26 protein-coding genes and 7 pseudogenes are annotated in these 26,247 nt (G+C 35.1%); 27 read left to right on the top strand and 6 right to left on the bottom strand.

Annotated features, from left to right (window positions below; genetic code table 11):
- Positions 1-144: 144 nt before the first annotated feature.
- The 5 genes and pseudogenes from AZF08_RS10605 to AZF08_RS31995 all read left to right on the top strand — a co-directional run.
- Complete coding sequence (locus AZF08_RS10605; RefSeq protein ID WP_033676219.1) at positions 145-477, top strand: DUF952 domain-containing protein; 333 nt, start codon at positions 145-147, stop codon at positions 475-477.
- 77 nt (positions 478-554) lie between these two features.
- On the top strand, positions 555-965 hold the full coding sequence (locus tag AZF08_RS10600; protein WP_033676181.1) for a GNAT family N-acetyltransferase: 411 nt from the start codon (positions 555-557) through the stop codon (positions 963-965).
- 55 nt (positions 966-1,020) lie between these two features.
- The gene (locus tag AZF08_RS10595) at positions 1,021-1,374 is read left to right on the top strand and encodes an MmcQ/YjbR family DNA-binding protein (RefSeq protein WP_033676183.1); all 354 of its coding nucleotides are present in this window, start codon (positions 1,021-1,023) and stop codon (positions 1,372-1,374) included.
- A 28-nt stretch (positions 1,375-1,402) separates the two neighbouring features.
- Positions 1,403-1,871: pseudogene (locus AZF08_RS32000) on the top strand (YdcF family protein); the annotation flags it as partial.
- 140 nt (positions 1,872-2,011) lie between these two features.
- Positions 2,012-2,110 (top strand): annotated as a pseudogene (locus tag AZF08_RS31995) (DUF4241 domain-containing protein); the annotation flags it as partial.
- A gap of 138 nt (positions 2,111-2,248) precedes the next feature.
- Here the strand turns inward: AZF08_RS31995 and AZF08_RS10580 are convergent.
- Positions 2,249-3,517 (bottom strand): MDR family MFS transporter, encoded by a 1,269-nt coding sequence (locus AZF08_RS10580; RefSeq protein ID WP_033676185.1) that lies wholly within the window; start codon positions 3,515-3,517, stop codon positions 2,249-2,251.
- A 273-nt stretch (positions 3,518-3,790) separates the two neighbouring features.
- On the opposite strand from AZF08_RS10580, the gene AZF08_RS31210 reads away from it, so the two are divergent.
- Genes AZF08_RS31210 through AZF08_RS10565 form a run of 3 tightly spaced genes read left to right on the top strand, consistent with a single transcriptional unit; the run spans position 3,791 to position 5,389 of the window.
- The gene (locus AZF08_RS31210) at positions 3,791-4,033 is read left to right on the top strand and encodes a GNAT family N-acetyltransferase (RefSeq protein ID WP_321141619.1); all 243 of its coding nucleotides are present in this window, start codon (positions 3,791-3,793) and stop codon (positions 4,031-4,033) included.
- 17 nt (positions 4,034-4,050) lie between these two features.
- Complete coding sequence (locus AZF08_RS10570) at positions 4,051-4,437, top strand: ribosomal maturation YjgA family protein (RefSeq protein WP_033676186.1); 387 nt, start codon at positions 4,051-4,053, stop codon at positions 4,435-4,437.
- A gap of 34 nt (positions 4,438-4,471) precedes the next feature.
- Positions 4,472-5,389: a phosphotransferase enzyme family protein gene (locus AZF08_RS10565; protein WP_033676188.1), complete on the top strand. Its 918-nt coding sequence runs from the start codon at positions 4,472-4,474 to the stop codon at positions 5,387-5,389.
- 53 nt (positions 5,390-5,442) lie between these two features.
- On the opposite strand, the gene AZF08_RS10560 is transcribed toward AZF08_RS10565, so the two are convergent.
- Entirely contained in the window at positions 5,443-5,895 is a 453-nt protein-coding gene (locus AZF08_RS10560) for a GNAT family N-acetyltransferase (protein WP_033676189.1), read from the bottom strand.
- 111 nt (positions 5,896-6,006) lie between these two features.
- Here AZF08_RS10560 and AZF08_RS10555 point away from each other — a divergent pair, with 111 nt between their 5' ends.
- A complete protein-coding gene (locus tag AZF08_RS10555; RefSeq protein ID WP_033676191.1) occupies positions 6,007-6,459 on the top strand; it encodes a MarR family winged helix-turn-helix transcriptional regulator in 453 nt (150 codons plus the stop codon).
- Positions 6,460-6,523: 64 nt separating this feature from the next.
- Here AZF08_RS10555 and rpiA read toward each other — a convergent pair whose 3' ends face one another.
- Both rpiA and AZF08_RS10545 read right to left on the bottom strand, forming a co-directional pair.
- Entirely contained in the window at positions 6,524-7,198 is a 675-nt protein-coding gene (gene rpiA / locus AZF08_RS10550; protein WP_033676220.1) for a ribose 5-phosphate isomerase A, read from the bottom strand.
- 18 nt (positions 7,199-7,216) lie between these two features.
- On the bottom strand, positions 7,217-7,537 hold the full coding sequence (locus AZF08_RS10545; protein WP_033676192.1) for a 2Fe-2S iron-sulfur cluster-binding protein: 321 nt from the start codon (positions 7,535-7,537) through the stop codon (positions 7,217-7,219).
- A 146-nt stretch (positions 7,538-7,683) separates the two neighbouring features.
- Between AZF08_RS10545 and AZF08_RS10540 the strand changes: the two genes are divergently transcribed.
- Together AZF08_RS10540 and clpP are read left to right on the top strand one after the other, a co-directional pair.
- On the top strand, positions 7,684-8,379 hold the full coding sequence (locus AZF08_RS10540) for an RNA polymerase subunit sigma-70 (protein ID WP_033676194.1): 696 nt from the start codon (positions 7,684-7,686) through the stop codon (positions 8,377-8,379).
- A gap of 27 nt (positions 8,380-8,406) precedes the next feature.
- Positions 8,407-8,988, top strand: a complete 582-nt coding sequence (gene clpP, locus AZF08_RS10535; RefSeq protein ID WP_033676196.1) for an ATP-dependent Clp endopeptidase proteolytic subunit ClpP — start codon at positions 8,407-8,409, stop codon at positions 8,986-8,988.
- Positions 8,989-9,047: 59 nt separating this feature from the next.
- Here clpP and AZF08_RS10530 read toward each other — a convergent pair whose 3' ends face one another.
- Positions 9,048-9,905 (bottom strand): glycine betaine ABC transporter substrate-binding protein, encoded by an 858-nt coding sequence (locus AZF08_RS10530; RefSeq protein WP_033676198.1) that lies wholly within the window; start codon positions 9,903-9,905, stop codon positions 9,048-9,050.
- A gap of 220 nt (positions 9,906-10,125) precedes the next feature.
- Here AZF08_RS10530 and AZF08_RS10525 point away from each other — a divergent pair, with 220 nt between their 5' ends.
- The 6 genes and pseudogenes from AZF08_RS10525 to AZF08_RS10500 all read left to right on the top strand — a co-directional run bounded on the left by AZF08_RS10525 (position 10,126) and on the right by AZF08_RS10500 (position 14,463).
- Complete coding sequence (locus AZF08_RS10525; RefSeq protein WP_033676200.1) at positions 10,126-11,331, top strand: quaternary amine ABC transporter ATP-binding protein; 1,206 nt, start codon at positions 10,126-10,128, stop codon at positions 11,329-11,331.
- Positions 11,324-12,163 carry an ABC transporter permease gene (locus AZF08_RS10520; protein ID WP_033676202.1) on the top strand — a complete coding sequence of 280 codons (840 nt, stop codon included), beginning with the start codon at positions 11,324-11,326 and terminating at the stop codon, positions 12,161-12,163. The genes AZF08_RS10525 and AZF08_RS10520 overlap by 8 nt, the downstream gene beginning before the upstream one ends.
- A 339-nt stretch (positions 12,164-12,502) precedes the next feature.
- A pseudogene (locus AZF08_RS10515) lies at positions 12,503-12,981 on the top strand (HIT family protein).
- Positions 12,959-13,810 (top strand): PP2C family serine/threonine-protein phosphatase, encoded by an 852-nt coding sequence (locus AZF08_RS10510; RefSeq protein WP_033676203.1) that lies wholly within the window; start codon positions 12,959-12,961, stop codon positions 13,808-13,810. Before AZF08_RS10515 ends, AZF08_RS10510 begins: the two are co-directional and overlap by 23 nt.
- An 11-nt stretch (positions 13,811-13,821) precedes the next feature.
- Positions 13,822-14,001 (top strand): annotated as a pseudogene (locus AZF08_RS10505) (NUDIX domain-containing protein); the annotation flags it as partial.
- A gap of 126 nt (positions 14,002-14,127) precedes the next feature.
- A complete protein-coding gene (locus AZF08_RS10500; RefSeq protein ID WP_321141618.1) occupies positions 14,128-14,463 on the top strand; it encodes a DUF4181 domain-containing protein in 336 nt (111 codons plus the stop codon).
- Positions 14,464-14,535: 72 nt separating this feature from the next.
- On the opposite strand, the gene AZF08_RS10495 is transcribed toward AZF08_RS10500, so the two are convergent.
- Positions 14,536-15,381 (bottom strand): oxidoreductase, encoded by an 846-nt coding sequence (locus tag AZF08_RS10495; protein WP_033676207.1) that lies wholly within the window; start codon positions 15,379-15,381, stop codon positions 14,536-14,538.
- Positions 15,382-15,656: 275 nt separating this feature from the next.
- Here AZF08_RS10495 and AZF08_RS10490 point away from each other — a divergent pair, with 275 nt between their 5' ends.
- The 10 genes and pseudogenes from AZF08_RS10490 to AZF08_RS32350 form a co-directional block, all read left to right on the top strand.
- Positions 15,657-16,142: a DinB family protein gene (locus AZF08_RS10490; RefSeq protein WP_033676224.1), complete on the top strand. Its 486-nt coding sequence runs from the start codon at positions 15,657-15,659 to the stop codon at positions 16,140-16,142.
- 186 nt (positions 16,143-16,328) lie between these two features.
- Entirely contained in the window at positions 16,329-16,709 is a 381-nt protein-coding gene (locus tag AZF08_RS10485; RefSeq protein WP_321141617.1) for a MerR family transcriptional regulator, read from the top strand.
- A gap of 5 nt (positions 16,710-16,714) precedes the next feature.
- Positions 16,715-17,608 carry a DUF2268 domain-containing protein gene (locus AZF08_RS10480; protein WP_033676209.1) on the top strand — a complete coding sequence of 298 codons (894 nt, stop codon included), beginning with the start codon at positions 16,715-16,717 and terminating at the stop codon, positions 17,606-17,608.
- A 190-nt stretch (positions 17,609-17,798) separates the two neighbouring features.
- On the top strand, positions 17,799-18,797 hold the full coding sequence (acoA, locus tag AZF08_RS10475; RefSeq protein ID WP_033676211.1) for an acetoin:2,6-dichlorophenolindophenol oxidoreductase subunit alpha: 999 nt from the start codon (positions 17,799-17,801) through the stop codon (positions 18,795-18,797).
- A 17-nt stretch (positions 18,798-18,814) separates the two neighbouring features.
- On the top strand, positions 18,815-19,849 hold the full coding sequence (gene acoB, locus AZF08_RS10470; RefSeq protein ID WP_033676212.1) for an acetoin:2,6-dichlorophenolindophenol oxidoreductase subunit beta: 1,035 nt from the start codon (positions 18,815-18,817) through the stop codon (positions 19,847-19,849).
- Positions 19,850-19,876: 27 nt separating this feature from the next.
- Positions 19,877-21,082, top strand: coding sequence for a dihydrolipoamide acetyltransferase family protein (locus AZF08_RS10465; RefSeq protein ID WP_033676214.1), 1,206 nt, complete (start codon positions 19,877-19,879; stop codon positions 21,080-21,082).
- Positions 21,083-21,097: 15 nt separating this feature from the next.
- Positions 21,098-22,477, top strand: coding sequence for a dihydrolipoyl dehydrogenase (lpdA, locus tag AZF08_RS10460; RefSeq protein ID WP_033676216.1), 1,380 nt, complete (start codon positions 21,098-21,100; stop codon positions 22,475-22,477).
- 158 nt (positions 22,478-22,635) lie between these two features.
- Positions 22,636-22,878: pseudogene (locus tag AZF08_RS10455) on the top strand (IS6 family transposase); the annotation flags it as partial.
- A 672-nt stretch (positions 22,879-23,550) separates the two neighbouring features.
- A pseudogene (locus AZF08_RS32355) lies at positions 23,551-24,837 on the top strand (condensation domain-containing protein); the annotation flags it as partial.
- A 138-nt stretch (positions 24,838-24,975) separates the two neighbouring features.
- A pseudogene (locus AZF08_RS32350) lies at positions 24,976-26,247 on the top strand (amino acid adenylation domain-containing protein); the annotation flags it as partial.

Raw genomic sequence — 26,247 nt, 5'->3', positions numbered from 1 at the left:
ACTGATTATTAGCCCTCACGAATCGGGCTTTTACGGGTAGTTGATCCCTCACCTAACTTCTTTACTTTCGCTGAATTTTGAGGTGGGGGTCTTACTGCCCAAAAATAGCGGGATAAAAAAGAAAAGGGGAGAAGAAAATTGAAGATTATTACAAAGGTTATACGAAAAAGAGAATGGGAAGTAGGAAAAACAAAAGGGGAAATAATTGAAGCCTCACTCATGCAAGAAGGATTTATTCATTGTTCTTTTTTAGAACAATCTCTTCAAGTCGCAAATAAACATTTTAGTAATGAAATGGATTTAGTCTTACTAATTATGGATACAGCTCTTGTTAAGGAAGAGATCAAGTATGAAATTGCGTCAAATGGCCAGAAATATCCGCATATATACGGTGCTTTAAATGTAGGTGCTATTGTGAAAGTTGTTCCATTTTATAAAGAAGCAGGATTATTTGCTTTACCAAAAGGAGAAGTGTAAAACAAATAAAAGGAATTTATGAGATTATTATCGAATTTTGGAAAGTGGTAAAAAGAAATTGAAAAGAGGAATGTCTGTTGAAACTCATACAACAAAATAACGCAAGTGAGTACATAAAAAATAAAGTAATTCAATACAACATGTCCATTTTAACAGATGAAGTAAAGCAACCTATGGAACATATAAGCTTTGTATTGAAAGATGATGTAGGAAAAATATTTGGAGGTATAACTGGAACGATGTATTTTTATCATCTTCATATTGATTTCTTATGGGTGGATGAAACGGTACGTCATGATGGTTATGGTAGTCAATTGTTAAATAAAATTGAGGAATTTGCAAAAGAAAAAGGGTGCAGGCTTATCATACTTGATTCATTTAGTTTCCAAGCACCAGAATTTTATAAGAAGCATGGTTACAAGGAATTTGGCGTAGTTGAGGACCATCCTAAAGGATATAGCCAGCACTTTTTAGAGAAGCATTTATAAGTATAAAATAATTATATTATGTAACTTTAAAAGAATGTAAGAGGTGAATGGAATAATGGACGCAATACGCGCATACTGCCTTTCAAAAAGAAAAGCAACAGAAGATTCTCCAGACGGGTGGAATGCAACTTGTATGAGAATTCACAATAAGATTTTTGCGATTTTAAATCATGAAAAAGGGGATAAAGCCGCTATTACATTGAAATGTGATCCAAATATAGCATTGCGGGTTAGAGAAGAATATCCTGATGCAATTATCCCTGGCTATCATATGAATAAAAAGCATTGGAATACGGTGTATATACATAAAGAGTTAAGGCAAGAAGAAATGTATAAAATGATAGATTGGTCGTATGATTTAGTCCTGCAATCTTTTTCAAAAAAGAAGCAGGAAGAGATTTTGGGTTAGAGATTATTTATATTAGGAGAAATCAGTAATGTCATACCCATTCGATTGCATTACAAATTTTATTTTCGTCGAAACTGAAATTGCCCCAGCAGATGTAATTTTAGTTCCTGGTGCTAATCATCCTCCGCTCATGGAAAGCGCTGTTTCCTTGTATAAACAGGGACTAGCACCTTACATACTTCCATCTGGCGGATATAAACCACACGTAGGAACGACTGAATGGGATTTCTTAAGAAATATTGGTATTGCAAACGGAGTCTGAAGAAGCCATTTTAAAAGAAGATAAAGCACAACATACTTTAGAAAATGCACGCTTATCGTTGGAAGTTCTACAAAAAACAGGCATACACCCTAAAAAAGTTATAATTGTCTGTAAAGCAGGACACTCGCGCCGGGCATTATTATGTTATCAAGCAGAATTTCCAAAAGAAACTGAGTTCTTCGTCTCGCCTGTAATCGACAGGTATGGAATAACTAAGGAAAACTGGTTTTCGTCTAGCTCACTTTACTAACAGATGCGTTAGTAGGACAAGGACAAGGACAAGGAAACCTTTTTAATTGGTTTTCCCTTTATTTCACTATCAATAGTATACTTAATATAGCCTACTAATAAGAGACTGAGGGGGACAAGGACATTATGTCAAAACTATTACGTGAATTATCTAAACCGAGTAATGAGGCTCTGCGTCCCGAAGTATTAGAGTATTTGAAAGTTACTTTAGGTAAAATTGTTTCACTTGTCACTGATTTTAAGTGGTATATGAGGAAGATTAAGGACGGAATTAATAATGGTATAAAAGATATTTTTTTCTTTTACACATTGAGAGAGAAAAATAGCCTCCAAAATGAACAGGTTTTGGAGGCTATTTCTATACTAAATACTCTTTACCATATTTTCAGTATTTGCATCTTTTTGTTTATATAATTGTACGCCCTTCATAAATAACAACATGCCTACCACACCAATTACAAAATAGACAATACTCATACCAAAAGAAGGAATAATAGAACCAAGTAATACCCCTAAAGCACCCATGATTCCTGCACCATGAAAGATTAAGCCACCTATTGCCATATATGAACTTCTAGCATTTTCTGGTACATGTGCTGCTAAAATAGATTGTCTTACCGGTGCATACATCATTTCTCCTATTGTGTATAAGAAAACGGCAAGTAATAAAATCCATACATTGTTACTAGAGCCAACAATCGCAAATCCAAGTGTAAATATAAAAACACCTACAAATAATACATTTTCTTCTTTAAACCCTTTTACTATTTTTACTGCTAAAACAGAGAACAAGACGATTAATAATGTGTTTTCAGCTGAAATCCAGCTCAGCATACGGATACCAGTTAAATCAAATGTAGTACCGTTCCACAAAGTAAATTGAAGGGTTTGAAATTCTTGTTCCAACCGAATCCCAATATAGTTTGTAACTTGAAATTCTAACCCAAGCGTACATAAAAATGCGAGACAAAAACAGATATATGCTCGATCTTTTATAACGACTTTATAGCTTGAAGCAATGTTCTTTAAAATGTTTTTTTGTTGTACCTTTTTTTCTGCTACATAAACTTCTTCAATGCATAAAGCAAGCATGATAAATGTCAGAGCTGAAACAATACTTAACGTGATGAACAATTGTGTACGATATTGTTCATATAACAAGCCACCTAAAAGTGCCCCAATCGCCATAGATAAATTGATACACCAATAGTTGATTGCATACATCATTTTTCGATTTTCTGGTGTACTAACATCAATTAACATTGCTTCTATTGCTGGGCTCATTAAACCGGTACCAAGGCTATGTACGAGCATAAAGCAAAATGTTAGCCAAGGAGAATTTACGTATGGAGAGATACAAATCCCCATGGAAACGACACCAGTGAACTGCATCGCTTGTCCAACAAGCATAATTTTCTTTCTTCCTAGTTGATCAGCGATATAGCCACCGTACAAGCCTACGATGATAGAGGCACATACATTAATTAATAACAATGTACCGGCTAAGCTACTCCCCAGAGTTGTCGAGAAATAAATAGCCATAAACGGAAAAATCATCGTATACACAGTTCTTGTGAAAAATGATGTGATAATTCTAATTTTTATATTTTGATGCATGGACCAAAAGCTCATATATATTCCTCCTTATATACATATATTTTACTTTAAATTGAAATTAATATAAATAATATTCAGATAAATTAAATGTTTCTCAACAAATGTTACTGCAGTTTGCTTGAAATAATGACTACGCGCCAGAGCCAGGTTGATTGTCTAATTGATTGAAAAATAAGTCTCTGGTTGCTATGATTACTAGGAACTTCCATTTTCTCACATCCAGAGTATCGTACATTAGTAGCAGAATACAATGAGCGTGTTATTGGTATGATTGGTTTATGAACAGGCATTCTTTATACTGAAGGCGGAATATACGTTCGTATTATTGCGTTGCTTGTAGATGAAGATTTTCGGAATCAAGGAATTGGAAAAAGATTAATAGAAGCAGCGGAAAAATGGGCGATTGAGCAAGGGGTAGATTCAATTGGATTAAATAGTGGGAACTGTGCTGAAAGAGAACATGCGTGTCAATTTTTTAAATACATGGGATATGTTGAAAAAAGTACAGGGTTTGTGAAAAGTTTAGTGTAATAAGAAGGGGATTTATAATGAATTATAAACGAAATAGAATACTATATGCAATTTTTACTATAATCGTAATTGTTTTAGGATTGGGATCAAGAAAGTTTGCACATGCTTTACCGGATTTATTGAATGCCTACTTAGGCGATGCATTATGGGCGCTGATGATTTTTATTGGTTTTGGCTTCCTTTGCAATAAAATGGAGACTAAAAAAGTGGCATTCATAAGTTTACTATTTTGCTATGCTATCGAAATCAGCCAATTATATCATGCGGAATGGATTGATAGTATTCGAGCAACGACTTTAGGAGGGCTTGTATTAGGGTATGGATTTTTGTGGAGTGATTTATTGGCTTATGCGATTGGAATTGGAATTGGTGGGTTATGTGAATTAGTGTTTCGGAAAATATAAAAGACTTTTAATTGAACAAAGGGATATTTATACAATGGAGCACATATTAGAAATTACAAATTTTTGGTTTCAAGACGAACAAGTAACAGCAGAAGCCATTCAACCGAAAGTAACGAAGATTATAAGGAATAAGCAATATATATTAAAAGAAAAAGGTTCGATAAAGCAGTTGTTGGCTGAGATAAATGTATTAAACCAACTTGCACAAAAAGGAATTAAAGTACAAAGGCTTTTGAAGACGAGAGGTAATGAAAGCTATATTTTAAAAGATGATAAATATTACTGTATGTATGAGTATGTAGAGGGAAATGTTGTAGAAGTAAAACGTGTTGAAAATCTTAAAGTGCTAAGTAATACTATTGGAAATGAAGTTGCTAAGTTACATCAGGTACTTTGTTCATCAAATCATGCAGGTAAATTTGTGGAACGTAATTTTTACAATGTAATTTACGAGTGGGCCACACCTATTTTGAAAAGTAGTGAGCAAGTTCATCCTGAGCTGATTCAAACTATGGACCAGCTGCAAAAAGATTTTAAAGACTACGTTACGTTGTTACCAAGGCAACTCATTCATCGAGATATGCATTTATCTAACTTAATTTTTAAGGAAAATGAGTTTCAAGGATTTATAGATTTTGAACTTGCAGAAATAAATGTGAGAGTGTTTGATTTATGCTATTGTTTCACTAGTATTCTAAGCGAATTATTTTCTGATGAGCAATTAAGAAGTAACTGGTTACATATTGTTGGAAATATTTTCGAGGGATACCATAAACAGAATCCTTTAACAGAAGCAGAAATTCAAGCGATTTGGTATGTAATGCTAGGCATTCAAGTTATCTTCATTACTTACTTTGTTCAATCAACAGAAATGTTAAAGTTAAATGAAGAGATGTTCTTTTGGATACTAACAACAAGGGAAGTCATTGAAAAAAGTGTAAGAGAAGTATAAAGACATAATTTCAAAATCCCCTTTACATGATAGGAAAAGGGGATTTTGTTATATTACTTTATAACTTTTTTAATAGATAAATCTCTTGTCATAAGAATATGTGGAATATCGTCTTCCATAAATACATCTGAAGAAGTGTGATAACCTAGTTTCGTGTAAAAGCCTTCTGCATGTGTTTGACCATGTAATTTGACTTTATATATCCCATGTTCTCTAGCGATTTCTTCTAATGTTTGAATAATTACTTTGCCTAAACCATATTTGCGATAAGGCTTTAATATACAGATTCTTTCTAGTTTACCTATTCCATCAACATATCGTATACGCCCAGTTCCAACTGGCATTTCGTTAAAATAGACTAAAATATGATGACATAAATCGCTTAGTTTATCGAAGGTATCAAATTCATCTTCTAAAGGAACACCTTGTTCTTTAACAAATACATCTTTTCGAATTTGAAAGGCGATTTCTAAATCATTTATTGCTTTTATTTGTTTTGACTCCAATTTATTCAATCCCTTCTGGTATGATGTGAATATAAAGATAATGTTTTTACATAGTATATAACATAGAATTTTTGCTGTAAATACAACAAAATGTTTTGGGGTGTGATAATAATGAAAGAAATACTTCGAGAAATCGGAATGATTGCTAGGTGCTTAGATTCTATAAGTAATATTGAGTTTAAAGAAATGAATCTTTCGAAAGGACAATATTTATATCTTGTTCGTATTTGTGAGAATCCGGGGATTATTCAAGAGAAATTAGCTGAATTAATTAAAGTTGATCGAACCACAGCTGCGCGGGCTATTCAAAAATTAGAAACACAAGGTTTGATTGAAAAACGAAATGATAAGGAAAACAAAAAGAATAAAAATTTATTCCCAACATCAAAAGGAGAACAGGTATATCCACTTTTAAAGAGAGAAGAGCAATATTCACACTACGCTGCATTAGAAGGGTTTTCTGAAGAGGAAATTGACACATTGTTTCAGTTATTGCAGCGGACTAGAAAAAATGTAGAAGTAGATTGGGAGTATGTAAAGAAAGGGAATAAAAGGAGCTATTAAGTGAAAAAGGCTGATCTAAAGTATGTTAAATGAATTAGAGTCAGCCTTCTCATAGAGATTGTTATTATTGAAATGGTAGTAATTCTTTTATGCCATTCGTGGTTGTAATAATCGCTTTATCTACCATATGAATAAACAAACCAGTTTCAATAACACCAGTTAGCATCTTCAAATGCTGATGTGCTTCAATTGGCTTGGTTATTCGGTTAGGAAAAACACAGTCTAAGATCATATTGCCGTTGTCTGTTATGAATGGTTTATGGTTTTGGATGCGTAAAACGGTCTGGCAATCAAATGATTGAATTCTTTTTGCAGTTTGTTCCCAAGCGAATGGTACAATTTCAATTGGTAGCGGGAAGGAACCTAAACGTTTAACGAGTTTTGACTCATCAGCGATTATGATAAGTTTTTTAGATGAAGTAGCAACTATCTTTTCACGAAGAAGAGCGCCGCCCCCGCCCTTGATTAACTGTAAGTCGGTGTCAATCTCATCTGCGCCATCAATCGTGAGGTCGAGATCGTCCACGTCATCTAAAGAAATTAAGGGGATAGACAGTCTTTTGGCCAACTGTGCAGTTTCTATTGATGTTGGAACCGCTTGAATAGATAAGCCTTCATTTACTAGCGCTCCTAACTTTTGTATTGTCCAATATGCAGTGGAACCAGTGCCAAGTCCGATTTTCATTCCATCTTTCACAAAGTCAGCAGCATATTCACCAGCTAAACGTTTTAAATCCATCATCATGATTCTCCTAATTTATTCTGCGGGTCTAGGCCCAGCGTCTAATCCTGAATTTTCAACTGTTAAGATGGGTCTTACGGTTAAATCTTTATGTACACGCATTTGGCATGATAATCGTAAATGATCTTCAATTCCTTTTTCCGTAATTGCATTTTTTTCATCACGGCTAGGTTCACAAAAATCACCAGCTACTATTTCAACTCGGCAAGTCGTACAGCGAGCTTTCCCACCGCAGCGATGAAGAATTTGAATGCCGTTATCTTCAAGTGCTAACACTAATTTTGTTCCTTCTTTTACATCAAACGTACCATTTCCTATAACGGTTAATTTTGGCATATTATTGCCTCCTCATGTAAAATTCTACATAACATATTTATGACCTCACATTTATAAACATAAACATAAAAATTTTTTTATTCGACCCGTAACTTTTTTATTGGTTCGATCGTTAATTAAGTAAGCGCTGAAAAGGAGTGGTTATTTTGTGCACAAAAGTAACTCAATTATTTAAGAAGCATATCGATATGAGTCATTCAAATATAGACTTTTTAATTGAAAATTATACTGAGTTAAAAAGGTACTGTACATTTTTAACAAAAAACAAATGGGACGGTGAAGATCTAGCCCAAGAGACTGTTTGCAAAGCACTTCAAAAATATGTAGGTGCAGAACATAAAGAAATTTGTATTACACTTCTATATAAAATCGCTCGGAATCAATGGCTGGATCAGATGAAAGTAAAATCAGTTCAGGAAAAATTAGAGCAGCAAATGACAGTTGAAGAACCACATGAAAAAATTGCTGATTTGCACGCGATGGTAGAAAAAATGTTATCTTCGTTAAATGCACAGCAATCCGTTATTTTCTTATTAAAGGATGTTTTTCAATATAGCTTATCCGATATTGCAAAAATATGTGGAATATCAGAAGGGGCAGTAAAAGCGTCACTTTTTCGTAGTAGAAACCGCTTGAAAACAATAAGTGAAGAAGGTGTTGAATTAGCTGGACAGGAAGATGATGTCGAGGTAGTGGTCACAGCGATAAGTGAGCAAAAACCAGAATTGCTAACAAAACTACTCCCAACCATCCAATTTACACATCTATCATCCAAGCAGCCAATGCTATTATTCAATACGAAAAAATCTTCTTCTTACGGTTACATGTTATGCGTAGCTTAAACCTAAAAAATAGATGGAGGGATTTTCATGAATACAATTCCTTATGTTGTAGAACAAACAAAGCTAGGAGAACGCTCCTATGATATATATTCAAGATTGTTAAAAGATCGCATCGTCATGATTGGATCAGAAATTAATGATCAAGTTGCAAGTAGTGTAGTAGCACAGTTATTATTTTTAGAAGCAGAAGATGCGGAGAAGGATATCTTTCTTTATATTAATAGCCCAGGCGGTTCGACCACAGCAGGGTTTGCGATATTGGACACAATGAACCTTATTAAACCAGATGTTCAAACGCTTTGTATGGGATTCGCAGCGTCATTTGGAGCACTCTTGTTGCTTGGAGGAGCCAAAGGGAAAAGGTTTGCGCTTCCAAATAGTGAAATCATGATTCATCAGCCGCTTGGTGGGGTGAAAGGGCAAGCAACAGAAATTGAAATTACCGCAAAACGAATATTAAAGCTAAAACAAGATATTAACAAAATCATATCTGATCGAACAGGTCAGCCAATTGAAAAGGTAGCGCATGATACAGAAAGAGATTACTTTATGACAGCGGAAGAAGCGAGAACATATGGTATTATTGATGCTGTTATTAACAAGAAGTGATTTAGAGTAGGCTAGTGAACAGAAATGTTCACTAGCCTATTTTTCATTTGAGTCGTAAGTTAATCTTTTATCCATCCATCCACTAATTTTTGATTTTGTTTAATCCATTTCCGTGCAGCCTCTTCAGGATCTTTTATTTTATTTAACATAACCATAAGCGTACCAAGTTGTTCATCCTTCATTTTCCATCTATTGAAGTATTTCACAATTTCTGGATAATCTTTTTCAAAACCTTTTCGTACAGAGTAATAAATGTCGTCTTTTTCACCATATACTTTCTTAGGGTCTTTTAAATATTTTAAATCAAATTCTGAAAAACCCCAGTGTGGATTCCAAAGCGTTACAGCAATTGGTTTTTTTTGTGTATATGCCTTTTTTAACTCGCTCATCATTGCTGCTTCTGAAGATTGGACAAGTTTTAACTTTATATCATATTCCTTCATTGCTTTATCGGTTAAATTCATAAGGCTGCTACCAGGTTCGATACCAACAATTTTACTATCGAATTCATCTTTATGAGCGTTCAAATCTTCGATGCTGTTTATATCCTTCATATAAGAAGGGACAACTAAACCAAGTCCAGTTCCTTCGTACCATTTTGACTTCAGGGCCATGTCATTTTTATACCGATCATTTAAGGGCTTATCGGTAACTGGAAGCCATACTTCTAGGTTCGCATCAACGTCGCCGCGAGCTACACCGGTCCAAATTGCTGCTTTTTCTAAATACATGAGTTCAACTTTATAGCCTTTTTGTTCTAATAAAACTTTCCACATATTTGCGGTCGCAATATTTTCTTTCCAGCTTGTTACACCAAGTTTAATTTTTCCTTTTGTATTTGCATTTGTTGCATTACAAGAGGTGATGATCATACTGATGAATAGCAAAATGCTTATAAGCCATATTTTTTGTTTCATTACAATCCTCCCGTTTCATAGATAGAAAACTGTTCTGTATGTGATTTTGTTTATTTCGTTTTGTATAGTATTGCTGCTATAAGTAAGTCTATAAGTGAACCTTCTTATTATGAACGGAAACAAGAATTTTAAAAAAAGCTTCTTTATGTAATTTCTATGTAATATTTCTGTTTAAAATCGTTACACTATGTGAATAGATGGGCAGAAAAGGAGTAGTTGTATGGAAAATACAAAAGTACGTGTTGAAAACGTAACAAAAGTATTTGGAAAAAACCCTCATAAAGCAGTTGCTTTATTGAAAGAAGGAAAAAGTAAATCAGAAATATTAAAAGAAACCGGAATGAACGTTGGGGTAAAAAAAGCGACGTTTGAAGTATATACAGGAGAAATATTTGTGATTATGGGATTGTCCGGAAGTGGTAAGTCGACTCTAGTTCGAATGTTAAACCAACTAATAAAACCAACGGCAGGCCATATATATATAGACGGGGAAGACATCGCAACGATGGGGAAAGAAGCATTGCGGAAGGTCCGAAGAACGAAAATGAGTATGGTTTTTCAAAAGTTTGCGCTATTTCCTCATCGTACGGTCTTGCAAAATGTAGCTTACGGTTTGGAAATTCAAGGAGTTCCGGTAGAAGAAAGAGAAGCGAAGGCTCTAGAGTCGCTTAAGCTAGTAGGATTGGATCATCATAAAGATAGTTTTCCAGGACAATTAAGTGGTGGGATGCAGCAGCGCGTTGGGATTGCAAGAGCTCTTACAAACGATCCAGATGTTCTTCTTATGGACGAGTCATTTAGCGCATTAGATCCGCTTATCCGAAAAGAAATGCAAGATGAATTGTTAGAACTGCAAGATAAAATGGAAAAAACAATTATTTTTATTACGCATGATTTAGATGAGGCGCTTCGAATTGGCGATCGCATCGCATTAATGAAAGATGGAGAAATCGTGCAAATTGGAACACCAGAAGAAATTATGATGAGCCCTGCGAATGAATTCGTAGAAAAGTTCGTCGCAGATGTAAATTTAGGAAAAGTCATTACCGCAGAATCTATTCTAAAAAGACCAGAAACATTATTAATTGATCGTGGGCCACGTGTGGCACTGCAAATTATGAGAAATGCGGGTGTTTCTACCGTATATGTTGTAAATAAAAAACATGAGTTTTTAGGTATATTAACGGCTGACGATGCAAGTAAAGCAGTTCAAAGACAGTGGCCAATTGCTGATTTATTACTGAAGGATATTCCGCATGTTTATTTAGATACATTACTGGAAGAAACGTATGCGAAAATGGCGGAAATGAAGCTTCCATTACCCGTTATTGATGAGAAAAAAAGGTTAAGAGGCATAATAAAACGAGAAAGTGTCATTCAAGCCCTTGCAGGAAATATTGAAGAAGAGGTGAATGACAATGAATAGTATTCCACGTATTCCTTTAGGTGAATGGGTAGATGCATTTGTTGCTAGTTTATATGCAAATTTTGAAGGACTATTTAGAGGATTTTCATATATAATTGGTGGTTTTGTTGATTTACTTACCAATTTCTTAACAGTAATTCCAGCATTTTTAATGATCATAATCGTATGTTTTCTCGTTTGGTATACAACGCGGAAAATATCTTTAGTTATTTTTACGTTAATTGGTTTATTATTCATTCTAAACATTAACTACTGGGGACAAACGATGCAAACATTAGCACTTGTTCTCACATCCGTTATTATTTCTATTATTGTCGGAATTCCAATTGGTATTTTAGCATCACAAAACGAAAGATTTTCAAAAATATTAAAACCAACATTAGACTTTATGCAGACAATGCCGGCTTTCGTGTACTTAATTCCAGCCATTACATTCTTTGGAGTAGGTGTTGTGCCAGGTATTATCGCATCTGTTATTTTTGCAATGCCACCGACAATTCGATTTACGGATTTAGGGATTAGACAAGTACCAGAGGATTTAATTGAAGCTGCAAATGCATTTGGTTCTACCGCATCGCAAAAGCTATTTAAAGTACAATTGCCGCTCGCAACAGGAACCATTATGGCCGGCGTAAATCAAAGCATCATGCTATCTTTATCAATGGTTGTCACAGCTTCGCTTGTAGGTGCACCAGGACTTGGGGTAGATGTATATCGTTCTGTAACGCAAGTTAACATTGGAATGGGGTTTGAAGCTGGACTAGCTATCGTAGTGATTGCGATTGTATTAGATCGAATTACGCAAGGGTTTCATAGAAAAAGAAGAGGATGAAAAGAAAAAACACGCTTCGTATGTAAGGATTTTATTACGATGCGTGTTTTTTGTTCTGATAAAAGTGCAAAAAGACAAATGTATCACATACGAACAATTACAGAACCATCAGCCGGTATACAAACTTGATTCTGTTGTTGTTCCATTGATTTTATCAATTGATTGTTTTTTGTGATTATTTTTCAACTAAGTATTTGATATTTTAATGAGAAGTTATTTCTGAACAATAATGACCTGGCTATAATTCTCGAATCAGAAATCTGTCATTTCTGAAAAATCGCACTAATTATTCATTTTATGGTATTATAAATTGTAAATTTAAGGAATGAGGTGATATGTATGTCGACACAAAGTCAATCTGAAGAACACTGTTTTATTTGTCAAAAACTTAAAGGGGACATTAAAGTACCAGGTGGTGCAATCTATGAAGATGATCTTGTATATGTCGGACATGTTCATTGGGAAGAAGAGGAAACATATCTTGGATATGTAATGATTGATGTGAAAAGACATACGCCTGGACTGGCAGAATTAACAGAAGAAGAGGCGAAAACTTTCGGCTTAATTACGAGTAGAGTAAGCCGAGCACTGAAAGAGTGCGAAGGGGCAGAACATATATATATTTTTGTTTCTGGAAATGGAGTTTCTCATATGCACATGCATATTATTCCGCGCTATCCAAATACGCCGAAGGAATTTTGGTCGCCAACTAAGATAGCAGATTGGGAAGACGCGCCTTATGGACAAGCAGAACAAATACAAAACTATGTGAAAGAATACAAACGTATATGGTGAATGAGTATGCATACAACAAATAATACACAATATTCATGGAGTGGTAGCGATGAAATGTGTTTAGGGGAAATTTCAGTTAAGCAGTATGGTGAAATAACACTTGGCAGATATGGTGGAAATACGAGTGCAGGCGCAAAGAAGAATGAAGACGGTGCTTTCGTTTGGTCAAATGAAAATTGGGAATTTGCGATGATATTAGATGGTCACCATAGTGCAGAAAGTGTCACTTTGGTCGTACATACACTACAAAATGAATATGAAAATATAAAAGTGTTATTAGAGGAACCAATTGAAACAGTATTTCGTTCTGTTGAAAATCATATACTTACAATTTTTCAATCCAATTCATTCAAGCAGGCTTGTAAGCAAGTAAAAGGTGAAACAGCTTGCTTAATTTGTGTAAGAAAAGAAAATTATATTTGGTGGTTTTCTATAGGGGATTGTCTCGTTTATTTATTTCATGAAGACTTACATAAACTAGGGCAACATATGTTGAATCAACGTCATTTTTATGAATGGATTGGGCATGTGAATACATTTTCTTTACCAGTTCCTTGTTACTCCTCAGGAATTCGGGAATTACGTACAGGTAAAAACAGAATCGTAATGGTAACAGATGGTGTCCTAGAGTGCGGAGAACGATGTTATGAAAATCCACTTCATTTGTATAAAGATATGTATGAAAATAAAGCGGAGCTAACAGAATGTGTTCAAAATGTACTAGAGCATGTTCATCATCAACTTGGGCGAGATAGTGCGACAGTGATTAGTTGGGACTATGAGAATTGTGGGTATGCTACTTATCCGAGTGACCAACCGGAGAAAATACAATCTTCACATTCAGTAAAATAAGTAGGACTGAGATGAGAAGACCTTTGTTACGTGTGGAAGCTATTATTATGAATGAAGATTATTCCAAAGCTCTTGTTCAGTGTGACGACCAAGAAACATTCTATCGTTTTCCAGGTGGATCCATTGAATTTGGTGAAACGGCACGTGAAGCGATTATTCGGGAGTTACTTGAGGAATATGTAATTTCTATCTTGTGTATTTTGTTTTATCTGATGTGCATTCTTGTTCTATATTTTTTACCTTAATATATCTGCACAGTGCTGAACGTAATCAAGAGATGAGGTGATTTTGTATTGTGGAAATTTTCAGTAATAGTTGTGATCATTGCCATACTGTTTCTTTTAGAGAATTTGTTAAGAAAAAAATTACATATACCTAGGAAAAATAGCTTTATATATAAACCTGTAAATGATCTTCATAAATGGGGAGAAATTAGTATCTTTACTATTTACCTAATAACTAGCTTCATTTTGATAGTGAAGTTTGATTATATAAATATAGGCTACTTAATTTTTGCATTTTTAGTTGTATTAAATGTTTTTCGAACAGTTATGGAATGGAAATATGATAAAGAATCAAAGGAATACGTAATTTCTTTTTTGGGGGCTATATGTTTAACGATTTCATTCAGTGTTGCAATTTATTTGTTTTAAAGTATAAATAAAAACAAGAGTAGTCTCCTTATATTTGAATATATGTAACTACTCTTGTTATTTTATTTGACATTACATTTTCTTAAAGCTTCTAAGAACAAGGAACTCCCACAATCTCCACGGAAGAATTTTTTTCGCAACTATCATCAATTTTACGCCTTTTCCAATTGGGTATCGAAGGGTTGTGTTTGTTGTTTCAGCAATCGCTACGATCTTTTGAGCAACATCTATAGGGTTACCAAATGAATCACTACCACTATTAATATGATTTTGTATTTTATCCATATATTCTTTATAGGGAGAGGCGGTTTCTGAATAATTTTCTGCAAGTGTTTTCCCGACTTCCCATATGTTTGTATTATAGGAACCTGGTTCAACTAATGAAACATCTATCCCGAATGGTTTTACTTCTAGGCGAAGTGATTCGCTCCATCCTTCTAGTGCGTATTTTGAAGAAACATAAGGGGACAGACCTGGGAATCCAACTTGGCCACTAATACTGCTTACGTTAATAATTTTTCCACTTTTTTGCGTTCTCATATAAGGTAATACAGTTTGAGTTATCGATATAGCTCCAAATACATTTGTTTCAAATTGTTTGCGATATTCTTCACTGGGAATTTCCTCTACAAACCCACCGTTTGCATATCCTGCGTTATTAACGAGAAGGTCAATTCGTTTTAATTCTTTTAAAAATAATTGGAATGCCTGTATAGATTCTTGATTTGTTACATCTAGTTGATGAATCCTAATATTTTGTTGTAAGTGTAGTGCAGTGGCTTGAGACGATAATTCAGCTTGTTTATCAAGATTCCGCATTGTAGCGATAACGAAATAATCTTTTTTCGCAAGCTCAAGGGTAGTTAAAAGTCCGAATCCACTGGATGCACCTGTAATAATTGCGATTTTTCTATTCATCGTGAACTCACTTTCTTTTTTCTTACATAATAACGAGTTCTATGTAGAAAATCTATCATTCTCCTATATTAAGCAGTTTGACATAGATATTGTTTCTTTACTGACCGAAAAAAGAGGGTTGTATCAGTTCGGTAACGAAATAGGAGAATGCAACAAAAATTGTATGTGCCGCATTTGATAGAGATAAAGATGTAGGATGTTTGAAACTGGTGTTAGATTTTTCTTTTATTTTCATCGCAATACATCTAAAGCTTTTTATGGAGGAGTGTGGAGAGTTGTTTCATGCCAAAGATGTTTTATCTGATCAGTTGTTAGCAAATGCGAATGACCCTAGTTGGTATCTTCCATTCTCAGACGCAGTTAAGAATTTGTCTGAAGAAGAAGCGTTTTGGAAGCCTAATGAAGATTGTAATAGCATTGCTGAAATTGTGCAGCATCTACTTTATTGGAATATAACATGGCAAACTAGATATAACGAATCGCATGTTAATGCCGTACCTTTAATCGGAGATAATAGTAAAAGCTTTATCGTTCCGGATAATCAAACATTTGATAATTTGAGAGATCGGCTATTAGAGGTACTGTTACAATGGCAAAATCTATTAACTGAAGAAAAAGTTGAAAGTGATGTAAATGGGCTTCCTATGTCTGCGAAGTGGTGGGAGGTACTAGCAAACGTAACAACTCATAACGCACATCACATTGGTCAAATCATTTATATTCGGAAGCTGCAGAAGAGCTGGTATCGAAGAAATAAATGAGAATTTTGCAAGTTTATATGGGAATAAAGCCCTTTGATTGGCAATAATAAATTTAATAAAGTTATTTGAAGTTTATTAGATAAAGGATGAAACAGCTCCCTTCAGTACTGAAGGGAGCTGTTTTTATATCAAAAATCAGCTTGACTCTAACGCAACGTGATAGATTAATTTGATCGAAGGAGGTGAATTCAACTGGTAACGACGGGGTATGTCGAAAAAACTACAGGTTTGACCGAAAGAGCAATAAGATATTATTGTGATTTAAATTTGATTACTCCAAAGAAAAACGAAATAGGGCAAATAAATTTATCAAATGAGGATTTGCTAGACTTAATTAAAGTTCTAACTCTAAAAATATTAGGCAAAAGGTTAAAATCTATAGCGTCTTTTCAATTACATGAACTTGGTATTAGAGAAATAAGAATTCAGCTTGATGAAATGTATACTTATATAGAGTACTTACTTTTATCTTTAAACCAATTAGAGTGTGTTAAAAATGAAGCTGTCGTATTAAATACTCTTAAACTGTTTTATGAATTTAATGAAAAATATATAAACAAGAGGTAACTAAAATGAAAATCTATATGGAAGATACTTTAAATCAATATGAAACTTTACTTTCATTACCTCTCGAAAAGAGAGAAAATTTCTTTAGATACACGATGATGAAGTCTTTTGAGGGTATGTGGAATACAATCAATGTACCACTTAAAGCTAAACAAAAAAATGGTTATGATGTTATGATGGCAACTCAAATGTTAGGATATCTGGATATAAAAGAAAGTGATATAGCAAGAAAAGCATTGAATGATTTAAAAATAATAGAGGCTTCAGACATTGCTCAAAAAGCACTAAAAAAATGCATAGAGTTTTCGAAAGCTGCTAACTTAGAAGTAGCTGCAGAAGAATTAAAGTTTGGAATGTATATTGCTGATCCTGAAAAACTTAAAAATCAAAAGGGCTACTGTGGTTTTGGAGGAATACCTGGGTATGTCACCATAACCATTCACCCAAATGAGTATAACGTTCCAAGAATACCTGCGCTTATTGCTCATGAATATCATCACAACCTCCGTTTTTCTTATTTTAATTGGAATCATGGAGACGTGACATTGGGTGAGTATTTAGTCATTGAAGGGCTTGCGGATTCATTTGCTACTGAGTTGTACCGTGAGGAACATTTAGGTCCTTGGGTTATCTCAATTGATGAGGAAGAGCTCGAATATTCGCTTCATGTTGTTCGGGAAGGTTTTCATTTAAGAGGATTTGATGAAGTTAATAGTTACATGTTTGGGGATGAAATTGCTAAAAAGGAAGGCTATTCACCAGTAGGTTTATCATCTGGCGCAGGTTACGCCGTAGGTTATCATGCTGTACAATCTTTTATGAAAAAGAATAACGTTACAATTCAGGAAGCTACATTGTTAAGTGCAGAAGAAATTATTACAGGATGTGGAGTTTTCTAAGGAAAGAGTATTTTAAATAACGTTATTGTTTTCTAACACCATGAACAAAAGTGGACATAATGAGACATCTGTCTCGTTATGTCCACTTTTTTCTCTTTTAAGAAGAAAAAAAGCCTATCATTCTAAGGGTTTAAAACTGGCATGGTATTTGCAATATAAAGGTCGAACAAGAAAATAGGAGGGCTGAAACATGTTGAAAACAACTGAAAGTAAAGGGAATGAAATGACAAAAGAGCAAGCGCGTTGGATGTACGAAAAAATGTTAGAGATTCGTAAATTTGAAGATAAAGTACATGAATTATTTGCACAAGGTGTTTTACCAGGTTTCGTTCATTTATATGCTGGAGAAGAGGCAGTAGCAGTTGGTGTATGTGCCCACTTAACAGATAACGATAGTATTACAAGTACACATAGAGGTCACGGTCATTGTATCGCAAAAGGTTGTGATTTAGATGGTATGATGGCTGAACTTTTTGGAAAAGCCACTGGATTATGTAAAGGAAAAGGCGGATCAATGCATATTGCCGATTTAGATAAAGGGATGCTTGGAGCAAATGGTATTGTAGGAGGAGGATTTCCACTTGCTTGCGGTTCAGCATTAACAGCAAAGTATAAAGGGACAAAAGATGTAAGCGTTTGTTTCTTTGGGGATGGTGCAAACAATGAAGGAACATTCCATGAAGGTGTGAATTTAGCAGCAATTTGGAAGCTACCAGTTATTTTTATTGCTGAAAATAACGGATATGGTGAAGCAACTACATTTGAATACGCTTCAAGTTGTAATTCTATTGCGGATCGTGCAAAAGCTTATAATATCCCAGGTGTTCAAGTAGATGGAAAAGACCTTTTAGCAGTATATAAAGCAGCGGAAGAAGCGGTTGAACGTGCACGTAATGGAGAAGGGCCAACTTTAATTGAATGTATGACATATCGTAATTATGGTCATTTCGAAGGTGAGGCACAAACATATAAAACAGCGGAAGAAAAAGAAGAACATTTAAATGAAAAAGATGCGATTGTGAATTTCCGCAAACATTTAATCAATGAAGGATTCCTTACAGAAACTGAGCTTGTCGATATGGAAAAAGCAGTGGATGAAGCAGTACAAAAAGCAATTGAATTTAGTGAAAATAGTCAGTATCCAGCTGATGAAGAACTATTAACAGACGTGTATGTTTCTTACAAATAAGAGGAGGGTGAAAAATAATGACTAGAACAGTAAGTATGTCAAGTGCAATTAATGAAGCGATGAAATTAGCGATGCGATGTGATGAAAATGTCATTTTAATAGGGGAAGATGTTGCGGGTGGTGCGCAAGTTGATCACTTGCAAGATGATGAAGCCTGGGGCGGTGTTCTTGGGGTTACAAAGGGGCTCGTGCAAGAATTTGGTCGTAATCGTATTTTAGATACACCGATTTCTGAAGCCGGCTATATGGGAGCCGCGATGGCAGCAGCTGCAACAGGATTACGTCCTATTGCCGAATTAATGTTTAATGACTTTATTGGTAGCTGTCTAGATCAAGTGTTAAACCAAGGTGCGAAATTCCGTTATATGTTTGGCGGAAAAGCGAAAGTACCTGTTACGATTCGCACGATGCACGGCGCTGGATTTAGTGCAGCAGCGCAGCATTCTCAAAGTTTATATGCATTATTTACAAGTATTCCTGGTATTAAAGTGGTCGTTCCATCAACTCCATATGATGCAAAAGGGCTATTACTAGCGTCAATTGAAGATGATGATCCTGTTATCTTCTTTGAAGATAAAACACTTTACAATATGAAAGGCGAAGTGCCTGAAGATTACTACACAATTCCATTAGGAAAAGCTGATGTAAAACGAGAAGGATCTGACGTGACGATTGTGGCAATCGGGAAACAAGTTCATACAGCACTGGCAGCTGCTGAGCAGTTAACGAAAAAAGGATTTGAAGTAGAAGTGATTGATCCACGCTCTTTATCACCACTTGATGAAGATACAATTTTGGCATCTGTTGAAAAAACAAATCGCCTCATTGTTATCGATGAAGCGAATCCAAGATGTAGCATCGCAACAGATATTGCGGCAATTGTTGCGGATAAAGGATTCGATTTATTAGACGCACCAATTAAGCGAATTACAGCGCCGCATACACCAGTTCCATTCTCACCACCACTTGAAAAATTATATTTACCAACGCCTGAAAAAGTAATTGAAACAGTATCGGAAATGATTGGGGACCGTTCATTATTAAATGTGTAACGAAACGATGCGAAGGGAGAGATAAGAATGGCTGTAGAGGTTGTAATGCCGAAACTAGGAATGGCAATGAAAGAAGGAATTGTAACAGCTTGGAATATAAAAACAGGCGATAATGTTACGAAAGGTGAATCAATCGCAAGTATTAACTCCGAAAAAATTGAAATGGAAATTGAAGCCCCGGCAGATGGAACTGTTTTAGATATAGCTGTAGGAGAAGATCAAGGGGTTCCTCCAGGTACTGTTATTTGTTATATTGGTAAACCAAATGAATCGGTACCGCAGCATGAAGAGAATTCTGCTTCAGAATATCCAGCGCTTAAAATAGAACTGCCTATTGAAAATGTACAACATCCAGAACCATATGCGAAAGAAGGAACAAAACAAAGAATTAAAATTTCGCCAGTAGCTCGGAAAATTGCCAAAGCTGAAAATCTTGATATTACTAAACTAGTAGGAACAGGACCTGGGGGAAGAATTACGAAGGTTGATGTTCTAAAAGTGGTAGAAGAAAAAGCTGCAATTTCAAAAGTAGCTGAGCAAGAACAAAGTAAACAAATTCCTGTTACTGGTATGCGTAAAGCGATTGCGAGTCGTATGCACGCAAGCTTACAAAATAGTGCGCAATTAACCTTAACAATGAAAGTGGATGTGACAGATTTAATCGTCCTACATAAGCAAATGACAGAAGTTGTTCAAAAACGATATGAAAATAAATTAACGATTACAGATTTTATTTCTCGAGCTGTTGTTTTAGCACTGCAGGAGCACAAAGGGATGAATAGTGCTTATATTGATGATACAATCCATCAATTTGAACATGTGCACTTAGGTATGGCAGTTGCGTTAGAAAATGGCCTAGTTGTACCAGCAATCCGCTTTGCGAATAATTTATCGCTTGTGCAATTGTCTAAAGAAATTAAAAACGTTGCAGCAAAAGCAAGAGAAGGTATTCTAGGTAGTGATGATATGCAAGGAATGACATTTACAATTAGTAATTTAGGTGCATACGGAATCGAATATTTCACACCTGTATTAAATACACCGGAAACAGGTATTCTTGGTGTAGGAGCGATTGAACATATTCCTGTATATAGAGGGGAAGAATTACAAAAAGGTAGCATCCTACCTTTAAGCTTAACATTTGATCATCGCGTATTAGACGGTGCACCAGCTGCTGCGTTTTTACGTACGATTAAACAATATTTAGAAGAGCCAGTGACAATTCTTTTATAAAAAGAAGGTGAGAGAATGAGTAAATTAGTTGTAATCGGCGGGGGACCAGCTGGATATGTCGCAGCAATTACGGCTGCTCAAAATGGGAAAGATGTTATTCTTGTTGATGAAGGAGAACTTGGGGGCACATGTTTAAATGTTGGATGTATGCCAACGAAATCGTTACTAGAAAGTACGGAAGTACACGATATAGTGAAACATGCAAAGGAATTTGGGATAAGACTTCCTCAAGATGATGTTCTAATTGATTGGCAGCAAATGCAGAACCGGAAAAAGAACATTGTCACTCAGCTAGTACAAGGCATTCAATATTTGATGAAGAAAAATAAAATTAAGGTGATAAAAGGAAAAGCTCGTTTTCAAACGGATCATCGCTTACAAATTATACAAAAGGGTAAGGAAGAAACTTTAGATACGAATCAATTTATTATCGCAGCTGGATCAGAACCAACTGAACTACCGTTTGCGCCGTTTGATGGGGAATGGATTTTAAGTAGTAGTCATACAATGTCGCTTAAAAATATACCGGCATCATTACTCATTGTTGGTGGGGGAGTAATAGGATGTGAATTTGCAAGTATTTATAGTCGTCTTGGGACAAAAGTAACGATTGTGGAAATGGCGCCTCAGCTTCTTCCTGGTGAAGATGAAGATATCGCAAGTATTTTAAGAGGGAAACTAGAGAGTGATGGTGTTCAAATTTTTACTGAAACAAGCTTAAAAGGTTTGAATAATCATAAGAAACAAGCATTGTTTGAAAATAAGGATGGTTCTCATGAGTTAAACCCAGAGTATGTTCTAGTTTCAGTTGGCAGAAAACCACGTGTGAATGAATTGGGGCTTGAAACAGCAGGAGTAGATTTTTTAAGTAAAGGCATTCCAGTAAATGAGCACATGCAAACGAATGTTTCACATATTTACGCTGCAGGTGATATTATTGGTGGAATACAACTCGCTCATGTAGCCTTTCATGAAGGGGCTACAGCTGCGCTACATGCGTGTGGTGAAGAAGCGAAAGTGAATTATCACGCAGTACCGAGATGCATATATACAGCACCAGAAATTGCAAGTGTGGGTTTAACAGAAAAGACAGCGCGTGAGCAATATGGAGATATTCTCGTTGGAGAATTTCCATTTACCGCGAATGGAAAAGCACTTATTTTAGGAGAACAAATTGGGAAAGTGAAAGTAATTGTTGAGCCAAAGTATCAAGAGATTGTTGGAATTTCCATTGTGGGACCTCGTGCAACAGAACTGATTGGACAAGGAACGGTAATGTTATATACAGAGGTAACGGCTGATATAATGAGAGATTTTATCGCAGCGCATCCGACATTATCAGAAGCGATTCATGAAGCAGTGTTACAGGCGATAGGACATGCTGTGCATGCGTGAATAATATGGTTGGAAAAGAACAAGTTTGATATCAAACTTGTTCTTTTTTATTGTATGATCAAATTGGGTTCTGGTGCAAAAATTCCAAGAATCTTGCAAGTAATCTCCTAAACTTCTCCATACTGATAGTATGACTCTAAAAAAGGTGCGTGATCAGTATGGAGAAGGAAAATTTGTTGAAATGGAAGCATTATCAGCCTGAACTAATCTTATTAACAGTAAGGTGGTACCTACGGTACAATTTGAGCTTTCGTAACCTGGTAGAAATGATGGAGGAAAGAGGATTATCAATTGCTCACACAACGATTATGCGATGGGTTCATCAATAGGGATCTCAATTAGAAGAGAAAGTACGACATCATCTTAAATCAACAAATGACTCGTGGAGAGTCAATGAAACTTGAAAAACACTTTTACTGAATATTCTACATTTGTTTAGTTGTAATTTTATAGAAAAAAATGTAATATAAGGTTGTTTAGTTTTTAAAATACAGAAAACGCAAAAATACTGAATTGAGAGAAAATTATTTGTTACAGGTTTGACAAAAGGTAAGGTGATTTATGGATGTTTAACTGTTGTCAAAGTACATATGTCCATCATGTAGGGTGGTTATTTCTTTAATGCTCTTTTTTGAGTGATTCTCTTTCGAAGGAGTTATTTGCTACTGTGTATCAAATTTTAGAATCTTGTAGTGGGAGGGATATATTTAAAGAATATACCTAGAGTTAGTTTGGTTTTTTGGTTAGATTGTTTTAAATAGCATATTCCTTCGGCTTGTATCGAGAGTTCATGATTTTGAATTAAGTTGGTACTATGTTTATACCCATGCTCGATATATTTTGTAGTTTATTAACATCCATTGTACTGCGTATATAATTTAAATCATATATTGAAGGTGGAGCAGAAATGAAGAATGTTTTAAATAGCATATTCCTTCGGCTTGTATCGAGAGTTCATGATTTTGAATTAAGTTGGTACTATGTTTATACCCATGCTCGATATATTTTGTAGTTTATTAACATCCATTGTACTGCGTATATAATTTAAATCATATATTGAAGGTGGAGCAGAAATGAAGACAAAAACGATTGAATTATTGCCTTTAACCCAAGCGCAAAAAAGAATATGGTATACAGAATTACTTTATCCGAACACAACTGCCTGTATTCTCTCAGGGACAATAAAAATGCAAAACCAGATAGATATAGATGTTTTACAACAATCTTTTCAATCTGTTATTAAAGAAAATGATTCTTTTCGAATAAAATTAACTTTTGAGAATGGTGAAGCGAAGCAGTATGTTGAACCATATACATATAAAGAAATAAAATATATTGATTTTTCTGAGACATCAATGCGAGATGATGTAGAAAATTGGCTAGATTCTCATAATAGAACCTCTATGGAGTTGTATAATTCTGAATTATATGAAATTATGATATTTAAAATTAATGATGAGGAATATGGCTATAATATTAAAATTCATCACATTATATGCGATGGMATTTYTTTGGCTCAAATTATTGAGGATGTGAATCAAAATTATGCTGATATGATAAAAGGAGCTTTTTTTGATACGTATAAAAAACATTCGTATCTAGATTATATTCAAGCGGAAGAGGAGTATGAGAATTCAGCACGTTTTCAAAAAGATAGAGCGTTTTGGTTAGAAAAGTTTCAATCTCTTCCAGATTTCACCGAATTGAAACCTTACAATCCCTTATTAACAAGTACAGCTGCGGAAAGAACATACTTAGAAGTAAGTGTGGATTTTTATCACAAAGTAAGAGCGTTTTGCAAGGAAAATAAAATTAGTATGTTCACGTTCTTTTTAGGAGCTTTATATATATATATAAATAAAGTTACAAATGAAAAAAATCTTATTATTGGAACAAATTATGCCAACCGAACAACAAGACAAGAAAAAGAAACAATGGGAATGTTCACTAGTACAGTGGCTGTTAAAGTTTCTTTAGATCCTGAAGATGATATAATTTCATTTTTGCAACAAGTATCGAAGGAACAGACAAAAATTCTTCGACATCAGAAATATCCGTATAATCAGTTGATTAAAGATGTTAGACAAATACATTCTATGCCAGATCTTGGTCGACTTTTTGGTATTACTATGGAATATCGTCCATTTAGGAATATGGTAGATATGGATGGTACTAAAATAGACATAAAAAGTAGTTTCTGTGGAAATGAAGTGAATGACCTTCTTGTTCATGTAGTTGAAAAAATAGATGAGGGATATTTAGAGATATATGCTGATTATCGCACTTGCCTATTTGATGAAAAGCATATTGATGTACTATTCAGACATGTATTCGCAATTGCTGAACATATCATGAATCATCCTTTTGAAAAAATAGCTGAAGTATCTCTAATTAGTGAATATGAAACGAAACAGTTACTGAATGAATTTAACAATACTTCTTCTGAATATCCGCATGAAAAGACAGTATATCAACTGTTCGAAGAACAGGTAGAACGTACACCGGATCATCTTGCGGTTGTATTCGAGGATCAGCAGTTAACGTACTGTGAGCTGAATGAACGAGCGAATCAGCTGGCACGAACGCTAAGAAAAGAAGGCGTACAGGCGGATCGATTAGTCGGAATTATTGCTAAACATAGTCTGGAGATGGTCGTAGGAATTCTAGCTGTTAGTAAGGCAGGAGGGGCTTATGTACCAATTGATCCACAATATCCRGAAGAACGTATCCAATATATGTTGGAGGATTCGRAAGCGCGTATTGTATTAGTGAACGGTGATGTACATCCACCACTTTCTTATGACGGAGTTATTATTTCGCTGAGCGAGTCACAATCCTACGATAAACAAAAAAGCGCGTATTGTATTAGTGAACGGTGATGTACATCCACCACTTTCTTATGACGGAGTTATTATTTCGCTGAGCGAGTCACAATCCTACGATAAACAAACAACAAATCTAGAACCAATAAGTCATGGTAAAGATTTGGCATATGTAATCTATACATCGGGCTCGACAGGTAATCCGAAAGGTGTGTTAATTGAGCATCAAGGTTTAACCAATTATATTTGGTGGGCACGTGAGGTGTATGTACAAGGGGAGAAAACGAATTTCCCGTTATATTCATCGATTTCTTTCGATTTAACTGTAACGTCTGTCTTTACACCGTTGATAACAGGAAATACGATTCTAGTTTATGACGGTGAGGATAAGGCAGCTTTAATTCCAACTATCATGCAGGATTCACGAGTGGATATTATTAAATTGACTCCAGCTCATTTGCATATCTTAAAAGAAATGAATCTAGCAGAATAYACTACTGTGCAAAAGATGATTGTTGGAGGAGAAAACCTGAGCGCCAAATTAGCGCGGGACGTTAGTGAGCAATCAGATGGTCGCATTTCCATTTATAACTATAACGAATATGGTCCAACTGAGACGGTTGTAGGGTGTATGATTTATCGCTATGATCCAGCGGAAGATAGAAGAGAATATGTACCGATTGGAAAGCCTGCCGCAAATACGAGCATTTATTTGTTGGATCCAAAATTGAATTTGGCACCGACAGGTGTGCAAGGAGAGTTGTATATCGCTGGTGATGGTGTGGCTAGGGGATATCTAAATCAACCGGGGTTAACGGCGGAAAAATTCGTAGAAAATCCTTTTATCCCAGGAGAGCGCATGTATAAAACAGGTGACTTGGCCAAATGGTTACCGGATGGAAATATTGAGTATATTGGCAGAATCGACGATCAAGTGAAAATTCGAGG

The sequence above is a fragment of the Bacillus gaemokensis genome, from assembly GCF_001590835.1.
Classification (GTDB): Bacteria; Bacillota; Bacilli; order Bacillales; family Bacillaceae_G; genus Bacillus_A; species Bacillus_A gaemokensis.
Note: the sequence above shows the minus strand (reverse complement) of the source record. Positions and strands in the feature narration are given on the sequence as shown.